Raw genomic sequence first — 11,682 nt, forward strand, 5'->3', positions numbered from 1 at the left:
GCCGGCCTGGGGGCCCCCCGGCCGCGGGGCGCCGGGGGGGGCCCCCGCGGGGGGGGGCCGGGGGGGTCCGGGGGGGGGGCGCCGGGGGGGGGGTGGGGCCCCGGGGGGGGCCCCGCGCCGCCGGAGGCGGCGTCGTGGGACGGTCCCCAGCCGCCGAGCGGCTGGCCTGCGCCGAACGGGTGGTGGCCGTGCGCGGCGGGCGCACCGGGCGCCGCCGGGGTGCCCGGCGCGGGCGCGGCGGCACCGTACGGGTCGTGCGCGCCGGCGGCGGGGACACCGTGGGTCGGGGTGGCGTACGGGTTGGCGGCCGGCGGCAGCGCCGGGACCACGGGCGCGGCAGCCGGGGTGGCGGGCGGCAGGACCGGCGGTGGCGCGTCGATGTACCCGGTGACCGGGTCGACGGCGGGCTGCTCGGCGACGGCGGGGACCGGCGCGGCGGGCGCCTCGGACGCGGCCGGGGCCTCCGGCGCGGGGACCTTGGTGAAGGCGACGGTGGGCTTGTGCCCGCCCTCCGCCGGGGCGTCGACCGGGGCGGCCTCGGCAGCGGGCGCCGCGGGCGCCGCCTCGGGCTCGGGCACCCGGCTGAACGCCATGGTCGGCTTGTGCCCGCCTTCCGCCGGGGCGTCGACCGGGGTGTCCCCGGCGGCCTCGGGGACCCGGCGGAAGGCCATGGTCGACTGGTGCCCGCCCTGAGCGGGGCCGTCGGAAACGGCGTCGGCCGCTCCCTGGCCGGCGGGCTGCTCCCCCTGCGGCCCGGTGGGCCCAACCTCGCGCTCGGTGCTCACGGACGACCTCCATAGCTGGCAGAACCAAGGACCATAGTTTTTCGCACTGTCGATTCGATTGCCGTAAGGACCCCTCTGAAGAACTCATAAGAATCCTTAGCCGGTGCCGACGGCCGTGGGCTCCCCACCCCCTGCCGGGCGTCCCGCGATGCGGACCGCGCACGCCCTGGCCTTGGGTGTTCGCCCCCGTGCCGGTTAGCCTGTCGCTCCAAACTGACACGCGGGAGCTTGGACCGACCAGGCTGAGAGTGCGCATGTCGACCGTACGCCACGCGAGCGAGGCGGACGTTCGAGGGGGCGCTGACCGCCGGAACCTGTCCGGGTAATGCCGGCGTAGGGAGTATCGGCCATGCCGCCTGCTTCGCCATCCTCCTCTTCGGGCGCGCCCGCGCCCGAGGGCTTCCCCGCCCCCGCGGAGTCCCCCGACCCGTCGGCCGGGGCCACCGCCGTCCTGGACCGCCCCGACCGGGCCGGCCGGGTCGAGGCGCCGCTGGTCCTGGACACCGAGCCGCCGCGCACACTGCGCTTCCGGGACCACTTCGCGCTCTGGATGAACCTGGGCGTCAGCCTGATCGGCTTCTCCACCGCCGCCACCGTGCTCGGCGCCCCCGGCAGCGAACTCTCGCTGGCCGCCGCGGTGACCGCGATCGCGGTCGGCACGGCGGTCGGCACCGCGATGCTCGGCGTGGCCGCGCTGATCGGCGCCCGGACCGGCGCCCCCGCGATGGCGAACCTGCGCGGGCTGTTCGGCACCCGGCTGTCGTACCTGCCGACGGTGCTGAACATCGTCCAGTGCATCGGCTGGGGCGTGTTCGAGCTGCTGACGATCTCGGCGGGCGCCCAGACCGTCGCCCACACCAGCGGCTACCGCTGGCTGTTCGTGCTGCTCGCGGGCGCGCTGACCACCGCGCTGACCATCTGGCCGCTGGGCTCGATCGCGGTGCTGCGCCGCTTCGTGGCCGGGGCGGTCGCCGTCGCGATGGTGTACTTCACCGTCCAGCTGGGCCGCCAGGGCGTGCCGGACCCGGGCGCCGGCAACTGGCACGGCTTCCTCGGCGCGACCGACGCGATGATCGCGGTGTCGGTCTCCTTCGTCCCGCTGGCCGCCGACTACACGCGGCACTCGCGCACCGCGCGCTCGGCGTTCTGGGGCAGCTTCTCCGGCTACACGGTCGCCCAGGTCTGGTGCTACGTGCTCGGCCTGATGGCGCTGCTGCAGTCCGGCGGCGACCCGGACAAGATCTTCGACTCCTTCCTGGGCGTCTGGGCCGGCTGGCTGTTCCTGCTGGTCCTGGTGCTGCGCGAGACGGACCAGTCCTTCGCCAACGTGTACTCGACCGCCATGTCGGTGCAGAACCTGCTGCCGAGGGCGGACCGCCGGGTGCTGAGCGGCGCGATCGGCGTGCTGACCACCGTGCTGGCGCTGCAGATCGACAAGTTCACCGACAGCTACTACAACTTCCTGGGCCTGATCGGCTCGGTGTTCGTGCCGCTGCTGGCGGTGCTGGCGGTGGACTTCTTCCTCGGCGCCGGACGCCGCGGCTGGGACCTCTCCGAGGACGCGCCGTCCCGCTGGACGATGCTGCTGCCGTGGGTGCTGGGCTTCGCCGTCTACCAGTTCATCGCGCCGACCAAGGTCGCCGGCTGGTGGACGGACTTCTGGACCTCCGCCCAGGAGGCGCTGCACTTCACCCCGCAGGAGTGGACGTCCGCCTCGCTGTTCGCGTTCCTGGTGCCCGCCCTGGTCACCTGGGCGCTCGCCCCGCTCTCCCGCCGCGCCGCGCGCTGACGCCCCGCGGCCCGGGCCCCCGGCGGCCCGGCGGCCCGACACCGCCGGCCGCCGGGCCGTTCGACCGCCCGGCACCCCGCAGACGGCCCCACGGGTTGGGGCCGTCTTCGCCCCCGCTTCACCTCCGCCGCCTATCGTTGGCCCTGTGACCAGCCCAGACCTGTCCTCGGCGGCGGCGCGCACCGCGCCGCCCGTCCAGGTGATCGCCCACCGCGGTTCCTCCCACGCCCTGCCCGAACACACCCTCGCGGCCTACCGCCGCGCCCTCGACGAGGGCGCCGACGCGGTGGAGTGCGACGTGCGGGTGACCGCCGACGGCCACCTGGTCTGCGTGCACGACCGGCGGATCGGCCGGGTGTCCGACGGCCGCGGCACCGTCTCGGCGATGACGCTCGCCGAGCTGGAGGCCTACGACTTCGGTGCCTGGAAGACCGGCCGCCCCAGCACCGACCCCGAGCTGCGCGGCGTGCTGCGGCTGGACCGCCTGCTGGAGCTGGTGGTGGACTGCGGCCGCCCGGTGGACCTGGCGATCGAGACCAAGCACCCGGTGCGCTTCCGCGGCCTGGTGGAGGCCGAGCTGCTGCGGACGCTGGAGCGGTACAAGATCGGCACGGCCCCGGAGGGCGACCGTCCGTCCGCCCGGATCATGAGCTTCTCCTCGGTCGCCCTGAACCGGGTGGCCGCCGCCGCGCCGGAGTACCGCCGGGTGTTCCTGTTCGAGCGCACGCTCCCGCTGCTCGGCCGGCTGCGCGAGGGCGCGCCGCTGCCGGGCGGGGCGCGGATCGCCGGTCCGGGCATCGATCTGGTGCGGGCCCGCCCGCAGCTGGTGACCCGGCTGCGCGAACTGGGGCACGCGGTGCACGTGTGGACGGTGGACGACCCGGCCGACGTCGAGCTCTGCCTGGAACTCGGGGTGTCCGCGATCATCACCAACCGGCCCGCCGAGGTGCTGGCGCAGCTCGGCCGGTGATCCGCGGGTGATCCGCCGACGCACCGACGACCGTACCGGTGCAGACTGATCACTCTGGTCGGCAGTCAAACCTTCCTCGCTCGGTATTGCCGGAATTCTTGCGCCCGGGCGACGGAGGGTGAGCACGGAATGACCTCTTGCCCACCGTCGGTCGCCGTGCTCGAAATGGGCTCGCGGGATCGTCCGGTGCTCGTTTCCGACGCATTACCAAGGGGCATCTCTCCCTCGGCATACGCTGAAGGAGGTCCGGGGGTGGCGTTGATGGTGGCGCGTGAAGTGCCGACTTCATCGACCATGGCAGTGCCGCACGGCCCAGCGAGTGTCGGGGTCGCACGGCGCCGACTGCGTCGAGATCTGGGTGACCGGCAGATACCGGAACCGGTCATCGATGATGCTGTTCTGATCCTTTCCGAACTGTTGAGCAATGCGTGTCGCTACGCCCGTCCGCTCGGCCCGCTGCCGGCGCTCGGCCGCAGCGCCCGGGCCGAGGTGCTCGGGCAGGTGCTGGTCGGCGTCCCGTCCGGGACGCACCCCGCACCCGGCGGCCGGGAGCACGGCGAGGGCACGGCCGGGCCGGACGGCGGCGTGCTGGTCCGCTGGCAGATGCACACCGACGGCGTGCTCACCCTGGAGGTCACCGACGGCGGCGCGACCACCCGGCCGCTGCCCGCCGGTCCCTCGCTGACCTCGCGCGGCGGCCGCGGCCTGAGCATCGTCGACCAGCTGGCCAGCGACTGGGGCGTGCGCGACTCGCCCGGCGAGGTGACGGTCTGGGCGGCGCTGCCCGCGCGCGCCCGCCACGCCCGGCGCTCCGGGGGCGACGCCCGCAGCGCGTAGGGCGGCACCCGCCCGCCCCGGCGCGTTCGCGCGCGCCGGGGGTAGCGCGGGTGCCGGAGGAACGTCAGTAGGCTTCCCGGGACACAGGACCACCGTTCCCGGGAGAGCCGCACCATGGGCAAGAAGGCCGCCAAGAAGGCGCCGCAGCGTCAGTCCACCACCGCCGTCACGGGTGAGGTCCCCGTGGTCGGGGCCCGCGAGGACTGCCCGTGCGGCTCGGGCCGCCGCTACAAGGCCTGCCACGGCCGGGAGGCCTCGCACGCGGTGCAGGAGCTCGTGCACCGCCCGTTCGAGGGCCTGCCGGGCGAGGCCGACTGGGTGGCGCTGCGCGAGCTGGTGCCCGCCGCCACGGTGCCGCTGACGCTGGCCGCCGGGGTGGCCGAGGGCGACGTCCCGTCGGTGACGCTGGCGACCGTGCTGCCGCTGGCCTGGCCGGCCCTGCGCCGCCAGGACGGCTCGATCCTGCTCGGCCTGCAGACCCAGTCCTCCTCCGGCGACCTCAGCCGCGACCTCGCGGACGCCCTGGAGCTGGCCCTGGCCACCGAGCCGGGCACCCCGGTGCCGGCCCGCCGGACCGTCCCGGGCGGGCGCCGCCTGCAGGACCTGCTGGACACCACCGCCGCGTTCGAGCCGGTCGTGCACACCGGCTTCGAGTTCTGGCTGGAGGACGCCGAGACCGCCACCGGCGAGGTCGCCGCCTCCCTGGAGCGCGCCAACGCCTCGGCCATCCCGACCGAGAAGCTGGGCAGCGTCGACGCCGCCTACTGGTGCGGCACCCCGGACAAGAACCACCTGCGCTGGGTGATGACCGTGCCCGAGGAGCAGCTGCTGGACGCGCTGGCCCGGCTGAACGCCGCCGGCGAGGCCTCGCTCGGCCCGGACACCCGCCTGGTCGGTTCCTTCCGCGCGCACGGCCTGACCGTGCCGGTGTGGGACCTGCCGCTCGCGATGACCGCCGCCGACTGCGAGAAGCCGGCCGCCGAGTTCGGCGAGCGGCTCGCCGCGGTCCTCGCCGACGCGACCCCGCTGACCGCCGAGGAGCGGCGCGCCCGCGCGAACCTGGTGAACCGTCAGGTCACCTTGAACTAAAGCACGCAGGATCCGCGTGATACGCGTCACATTGTCGCGGTGAACGCGCAATTTCCGGGCGTGGAGGGCGTCTTGGAAATTGGCGCGGGCGCGGATCCTTGTTACTGTCTAAAGAGTCCGGCCGCTGGTGCATCCCCCGTCGCCAGCGGCCGGATCTTTTCTTTTTCCGGAGCGCCCCGCCGGTCGCCGCCCCGGCACCCGGGGACGGCACCCGGTCTTCAGTACGCCGAGCGTCCGCTGTCCAGCCGGACCGTCGCCTCCACCAACTCGCCCAGCAGCGGCCCGACCTGCGGCAACCAGACCCCGCCACCCGCACCCGGTCGCGGCGCCAGCACCCAGCGCACCCGGCCGGCCGTCCCGCCGGGCGGCAGCGGCAGGAAACCGCCCGGCCCGTGGTAGCGCAACGAACCCGGCACCCAAGGGAGTTGGGCGAGCATCTCGCCGAGCGCGTCCAAGGAGTACGGGGCCACCAGCAGCGCGTAGCGGCCCGGCATCGCCAGCACCGGCCCGAGCGGCATCCGCAGCGCGCCGAGGTAGACCAGCGCCCGCGCCCCGGCCGCCGCGGGCAGGCTGACCGCCGAGACCGTGGAACCGGTGGCCGCCAGCACCGTCGCGTCGGGGCTCTGCCGCTCCCACCACCAGCGCACCATCCGGGCGTCCGTGGTGGCGGCCAGCAGCGAGGGGTCGTGCGGGTGCGCGCCGGGAACGGTGCAGTCCCGGTCGCCGCAGGAGCAGCGCCCGCCGCGCAGCACGGCGCCCGGCACCACGGGCCAGCGGTGGTCGACGGCGGCCTCCAGGGCCGCGGCCAGCCGGGCGGCACGCTCCTCCGACCGGTCCTTCGGGTTCTCACGCATGGCGCTCGTTCCTTTCCCTGACCGCTCGGTTCGCTCCGCCCCGTCGGCATCCACCGGAACCCTCCGCGGGGCCCACCGCGGCACGGTCCGTGCGGCGCGGAGCGGGGCGGGCGGCATGGCGGACGGCGCGGCTACGACGTGGAGCACGGTGTGGAGCACGACATGAGAAGGGCCGCGGACTGGAACAGCCCTTGGAACGAGAATCCCGTACGCGACCGGATGGACGCCGCCCGGGCGCGCTTGGTTCCACCGTACGAGTGAGGGACTTCCGGCCGACCCGGCTCCGGGGCGGCACGGGCATACGATCCGGACGGCCGCCCGGTCCGTCCCCACGGTTCTGCCCGCTCGCGCCTCCCTCCATGCCTCCCGCCCGAGCGGCGCGCGCACGAACCACGCACGCCCTCCGACCGGGTCGCGACGGCCGCGGAACCCGCCCCCGCGCCGTCCTGGATCTGGACATGCCCCGAATGGCCTGTGTAGAAGTGGTGGCATTGCTGTCGATCAATGACGAGTAGTAGCGAAACGAGGCGAAACGCGCTCTTTGGCCGTACTCGCTCCACATCGGCCGTACCTGGGGGTTCCGCATGGCACGTAGCACCGCGTCAGGAGTGGCGGCATGACCGAGTCCCACCCGTCGACGGCCCTCCCGTCGACGACGACCGCCGAACCGGGCGAACCCGGCTGCGCAGGCGGGCTCACCGTCCTCGACCCGCCGGGACTCCCCGGCCCCGCCGACGCGCCGGACGACCCCGCGGACGCACCGGACGACCCCGTGGACGACCCCACGGCACCGTCCGCCACCGTGCAGGACCGTTTGGCCGGACGCCTGTCCGACCTCACCAGCCTGCACGAACACACCGAACGGCTCGCCCGGGCCCGCGGCCTCACCGCCACCCTCGACGCCGTCCTCGCCTCCGGCGCCGCCCTGCTCGGCGCCCGCCGCGGCGTCCTGGTCACCCGGACGCCCGGCGGCGGCCCCGGACAGCCCGTCGGCCTCAACCTCGACCGCGCCAGCCTGGGCGCCCTGGAGACCGTCCCGACCGAACAGAGCCTGCTCGCCCGGCTGCTGCGCGAACGGGACCGGCCCGCCCAGCTGCACTCCCCCGACCTCGCCGAGGACCCGGCCATCGGCGCACGACTGCGCGAACTCGCCGTCCACCTCGGCCTCGGCGGCGCCTACGGCCTGCCGCTCGCCACCACCGAGGACGGCCCGCTCGCCGCCGCCCTCTGGTTCTACGACGAGCCCGCCGTGCCGGCCGACTGCCGGCGCGCACTCGCCCGCCGGTACTGCGAGGTCGCCGCCCCGCTGCTCGCCAAGCAGCTGGAGGCGGAACGGACCCTGCGCACCACCGAGGCGCTGCGCCGCGGCCTGCTGCCCGACCACCTCCCCCGCACCGACGGCCTGCGGCTGGCCGCCCGGCTCGTCCCGGCCGGGCTGGACCGCTCCTGCGGCAGCGACTGGTACGACGCCATCCCGCTGCCGGACGGCACCGTCGGCCTCACCGTCGGCTCCGTCTCCGGCGACGGCCCCGGCGCGGGCCCCGGCTCCGCCGCCGGCGCGGCCGCCGCGATGGGCCGGGTACGGGCCGCGCTGCGGGCGTACGCGGTCCTGGAGGGCGAGGACCCGGTCTCCGTCCTGGGCGACCTGGAACTGCTGCTCAAGACCACCGAGCCGACCCGCACCGCCACCGCCGTCTACGCCTGGATCGAGCCCGAGGAGCGCCGGATCACCCTCGCCGGCGCCGGACACTGCCCGCCGGTCCTGGTCGGCCGGCACGGCGCCGAGTTCGTGGAGACCTCGCTCTCCGCCCCGCTCGGCATGCTGGCCTGCTGGGAGGCGCCCGGGGTCGAGCTCACCGCCGGGCGCGGCGACACCCTGCTGCTCTACACCGAGGGCCTGGCCCGCCGCTGCGGCCCGACCCTGCACGCCGGACAGGCCAACCTGCGCCGGGCCGCCGCCGACGCCCCGCGCGACGTGCGGATCGACCCGGACCGGCTCTGCGCCCACCTGCTGGCCGTCTGCCCGGACCCGGCCACCGCGGCGGCGGCCACCGACGACCTGATGCTGCTGGCGGCCCGCTTCGACTGACCGGCGCCGGTCCGGACGGAGGCACCGGGCCCATGGAGTCCCCCGGCCGAGGTCGGGGGGAGGGCGAACGGCCGGGCGTCCGTACCATGGACGCACGGCCGCCCGCGCGTGTCGCGATCCGACACTCCCCCGAGGGGCGGCGGTACCACCCCCAAGGAGGCGTTGCACGTGACCGAGGACCGCACCCCCGCGGTGGCCGAGAACCCCGAGGCCGAGGGCGGCGAGGAGCCGCAGGAGTTCAAGGGACGCAAGAACGGCCTCTACGACGACATCTCCGACGAGCTGGCCGCCTCCATGAAGTCCGGCTGGGCCGACACCGAGCTGCACGGCCTCGTCCCCGTCGCCCAGGCCCCGTACGCGGCCGAGCGCCGCGCCCGGCTGTCCGCCGCCCACCCCGGCGAGCGCCTGGTCGTCCCGGCCGGCAACCTGCGGGTCCGCTCCAACGACACCGACTACGCCTTCCGCGCCTCCAGCGAGTACGTGCACCTCACCGGTGACCAGACCGAGGACGCCGTGCTGGTCGCCGAGCCGACCGGCGACGCCGGCCACGAGTTCACCCTCTACCTGCTGCCCCGCTCCGACCGCGAGAACGGCGAGTTCTGGCTGGACGGCCACGGCGAGCTGTGGGTCGGCCGCCGGCACAGCCTGACCGAGCAGGAGCAGCTGCTCGGCCTGCCCGCCCGCGACGTCCGCAAGGTCGCCGAGGAGCTGGCCGCGCGCGCCGCCGCCTCCGCCGCCCCCACCCGGATCGTCCGCGGCTACGACGCCGGTCTGGAGGCCGCGCTCGCCGACGTCCTCGACGCCGACAAGGACGCCGGGTTCAAGGAGTTCCTGAGCGGCCTGCGGCTGGTCAAGGACGAGTGGGAGATCGGCGAGCTGCGCGCCGCCTGCGACGCCACCGTCAAGGGCTTCACCGACGTGGTCCGCGAGCTCGGCCAGGCCGTCGCCACCTCGGAGCGCTGGATCGAGGGCACCTTCTGGCGCCGCGCGCGGGTCGAGGGCAACGACGTCGGCTACGGCACCATCGCCGCCGCCGGCCCGCACGCCACCACCCTGCACTGGGTCCGCAACGACGGCGACGTGCGCCCCGGTGAGCTGCTGCTCCTGGACGCCGGCGTGGAGACCCACACGCTCTACACCGCCGACGTCACCCGCAGCCTCCCGATCGACGGCCGCTTCACCGACCTGCAGCGCAAGATCTACGACGCGGTGTACGACGCCCAGGAAGCCGGCATCGCCGCGGTGAAGCCCGGCGCCCGCTTCCGCGACTTCCACGAGGCCTCGCAGCGGGTGCTCGCCGAGCGCCTGCTCGCCTGGGGCCTGCTGGACGCCTCCGTGTACGACGTCGAGAAGGTCCTGGAACTCGGCCTGCAGCGCCGCTGGACCCTCCACGGCACCGGCCACATGCTCGGCCTCGACGTCCACGACTGCGCCCACTCGCGCCGCGAGGAGCACGTCGACGCCCTGCTGGTCCCCGGCATGGTCCTCACCGTCGAGCCCGGCCTGTACTTCCAGCAGGACGACCTGACCGTGCCGGAGGAGTACCGCGGCATCGGCGTCCGCATCGAGGACGACATCCTGGTCACCGCCGACGGCAACGAGAACCTCTCGGCCGGCCTGCCCCGCCGCTCCGAGGACGTCGAGGCCTGGATGGCCTCGCTCGCCTGAGCCACCGCGCCCCGAAGGGCCCGGCCCCGCGCGACGGGAGGCCGGGCCCTCGTGCGTCCGGCAGCGGGCCGGGCCCTCGTGCGTCCGGCGGTCAGCGCCGGACGGCGGGCCGGACCGCGACGGTCTCGCCGGCGTGGCCGTCCGAGTCCCCGCCGACCTGGATCTCCACCGGCGCGGCGCTGCCGGTCCGCTTCAGGCCGACCCGGAACGTGTACTCGACCGGGTTGCCCCGCAGGACGCCGACCAGCTCGGCCGGCGCCACCCCGAGCCGCCCGTTGCAGTCCGGGGTCACCTCGAAGGACTTCCACTCGTTGCCGACCTTCGCCTCCATCGTGACGTCCGCCCCGGTCAGGCCCGCGCCCGCCGGGAGGGACAGCCGCACCACCGGGCGCAGCAGGGCCGACCCGTCCGGCGACGAGACCCCGAAGGAGAACTCGGTCGGGGCCCCGCCCACGACCAGCGCGGTGGGCCCGGACACCGAGGTCACCACCGGGCGGTGGCGGTCGACGACCGACGCGGTGACCACGCTCTTCGTCATGACCGTGAGGGAGGACGGCTGCACCGCGTCCGCCTCGACGGCCAGCCGGCCCGGCTGGTTGCCCGCGTCGAGGACCATCCGGTACTGGACGGTCCGGCTCTCGCCCGCCGCCAGGGTGAAGGCCGCGTCGTCACCCGTGCCCGCGTAGTCCATCCCGCCGCCCTGGCTCAGCGCCGGCATGGCCTTCCAGCCCGAGGCGTCCTTGCGCTCCAGCTTGCCCTGCGCCATCGCGAGCCCGCGCTGGCACTTCGCGCCCTCGAACTCCTGGGTCGCCACCACCGGCGCCACCGCGCGGCTGCCCGAGGAGTCGTTGTTCCTCCAGGTCACCGAGAAGGCCACCTGCTCGCCCACCTGGACCTGCCGGCCGTCGTTCAGGCCGTCGAAGGTGATCCCGATGCCGCCGTTCCCGCTGACGGGGTTGGCGACCGGCTTGGTGACGGGCTTGCCGGAGGACTGGGCGGAAGGCTTGGCGGAGGGCTTCGCCGTTGCCCCGACGGCCACCGCGGCGGGCGACCCGGCCTCGCTCGGGGTGGTGGCGGCGGCGGAGGGGGTGGCGCTCGGCTCGGCCGGGACGGGCGTGGCCGACGCGGCGGGGGACCCGGTCGGCGCGGCCGGGGCGGTGGTCACCACGCTCGCGGCGGACCGCGTGGCGCTCGGGGCGGCCGAGGAGCCGGTCTCCGCGGGGCCGCAGGCGGCGACACCGACGGCGGCGATGACGGCCAGGGGGACAATCTTCGCAATACGGGCAACAACGGACGTGCTCATGGAACGGTCCCCCAGGACATGGTGATGGTGATGGTGGTTCCGGGCGCACGAACGGCTCGTCGGCGCCCCGGGGAGTCGGCCCGAGCCCCGGCCCCGCCGGCTCGCTCTCCCCGCCTCTCACCCTGATAGACGTCCGACCCGCCGGGGGGTTGCAGGTGGATCCGAGAGTTTTTTCGCGGCCTCGGCCCGGAACGCCGAAAGGCGGGCGGGGGGGGTGGTTAGGGGGGGTGGGGCGGCGGGGGGGGGGGGGGCGCCGGCGCGGCTAGGCCGAGGGGGCGCGGCCGGGCGGGCGCGCCGG

Annotated in this window: 8 protein-coding genes, 1 pseudogene and 1 riboswitch; of the genes and pseudogenes, 6 read left to right on the forward strand and 3 right to left on the reverse strand. The window is 75.4% G+C overall.

The annotated features are described in order from the left end of the window. Positions 1 to 785, reverse strand: a pseudogene (locus ACFV0O_RS05880) (hypothetical protein); the annotation flags it as partial. Between the two features lie 210 nt (positions 786 to 995). Then, positions 996 to 1,142, forward strand: a riboswitch (TPP riboswitch). On the opposite strand from ACFV0O_RS05880, the gene ACFV0O_RS05885 reads away from it, so the two are divergent. The 4 genes from ACFV0O_RS05885 (at position 1,135) to ACFV0O_RS05900 (ending at position 5,470) form a co-directional block, all read left to right on the forward strand. Further along, positions 1,135 to 2,574 (forward strand): purine-cytosine permease family protein, encoded by a 1,440-nt coding sequence (locus ACFV0O_RS05885; RefSeq protein ID WP_380336890.1) that lies wholly within the window; start codon positions 1,135 to 1,137, stop codon positions 2,572 to 2,574. Its footprint overlaps the riboswitch before it by 8 nt. Before the next feature lie 145 nt (positions 2,575 to 2,719). After that, positions 2,720 to 3,544 (forward strand): glycerophosphodiester phosphodiesterase family protein, encoded by an 825-nt coding sequence (locus ACFV0O_RS05890; protein ID WP_380336893.1) that lies wholly within the window; start codon positions 2,720 to 2,722, stop codon positions 3,542 to 3,544. Positions 3,545 to 3,961: 417 nt separating this feature from the next. Continuing rightward, positions 3,962 to 4,381: an ATP-binding protein gene (locus tag ACFV0O_RS05895; protein ID WP_380336895.1), complete on the forward strand. Its 420-nt coding sequence runs from the start codon at positions 3,962 to 3,964 to the stop codon at positions 4,379 to 4,381. Between the two features lie 114 nt (positions 4,382 to 4,495). Continuing rightward, positions 4,496 to 5,470, forward strand: a complete 975-nt coding sequence (locus tag ACFV0O_RS05900) for a DUF5926 family protein (RefSeq protein ID WP_360253827.1) — start codon at positions 4,496 to 4,498, stop codon at positions 5,468 to 5,470. A gap of 218 nt (positions 5,471 to 5,688) precedes the next feature. Here ACFV0O_RS05900 and ACFV0O_RS05905 read toward each other — a convergent pair whose 3' ends face one another. Then, a complete protein-coding gene (locus ACFV0O_RS05905) occupies positions 5,689 to 6,324 on the reverse strand; it encodes a bifunctional DNA primase/polymerase (protein WP_380336897.1) in 636 nt (211 codons plus the stop codon). Positions 6,325 to 6,940: 616 nt separating this feature from the next. Here ACFV0O_RS05905 and ACFV0O_RS05910 point away from each other — a divergent pair. Continuing rightward, positions 6,941 to 8,413, forward strand: a complete 1,473-nt coding sequence (locus tag ACFV0O_RS05910; protein ID WP_380336900.1) for a PP2C family protein-serine/threonine phosphatase — start codon at positions 6,941 to 6,943, stop codon at positions 8,411 to 8,413. A 168-nt stretch (positions 8,414 to 8,581) separates the two neighbouring features. Continuing rightward, on the forward strand, positions 8,582 to 10,081 hold the full coding sequence (locus ACFV0O_RS05915) for an aminopeptidase P family protein (RefSeq protein WP_380336902.1): 1,500 nt from the start codon (positions 8,582 to 8,584) through the stop codon (positions 10,079 to 10,081). A gap of 91 nt (positions 10,082 to 10,172) precedes the next feature. Here the strand turns inward: ACFV0O_RS05915 and ACFV0O_RS05920 are convergent, their stop codons facing one another. Next, positions 10,173 to 11,384, reverse strand: coding sequence for a hypothetical protein (locus tag ACFV0O_RS05920; protein WP_380336905.1), 1,212 nt, complete (start codon positions 11,382 to 11,384; stop codon positions 10,173 to 10,175). Positions 11,385 to 11,682 lie beyond the last annotated feature (298 nt).

It is taken from the genome of Kitasatospora sp. NPDC059577 (genome assembly GCF_042735475.1).
Lineage (GTDB): Bacteria > Actinomycetota > Actinomycetes > Streptomycetales > Streptomycetaceae > Kitasatospora.

Coding starts and splice junctions, on each gene's coding strand:
- ACFV0O_RS05885 (WP_380336890.1), top strand. CDS start 1,135: ATGCCGCCTGCTTCGCCATCCTCCTCTTCGGGCGCGCCCGCGCCCGAG.
- ACFV0O_RS05900 (WP_360253827.1), top strand. CDS start 4,496: ATGGGCAAGAAGGCCGCCAAGAAGGCGCCGCAGCGTCAGTCCACCACC.
- ACFV0O_RS05905 (WP_380336897.1), bottom strand. CDS start 6,324: ATGCGTGAGAACCCGAAGGACCGGTCGGAGGAGCGTGCCGCCCGGCTG.
- ACFV0O_RS05910 (WP_380336900.1), top strand. CDS start 6,941: ATGACCGAGTCCCACCCGTCGACGGCCCTCCCGTCGACGACGACCGCC.
- ACFV0O_RS05920 (WP_380336905.1), bottom strand. CDS start 11,384: ATGAGCACGTCCGTTGTTGCCCGTATTGCGAAGATTGTCCCCCTGGCC.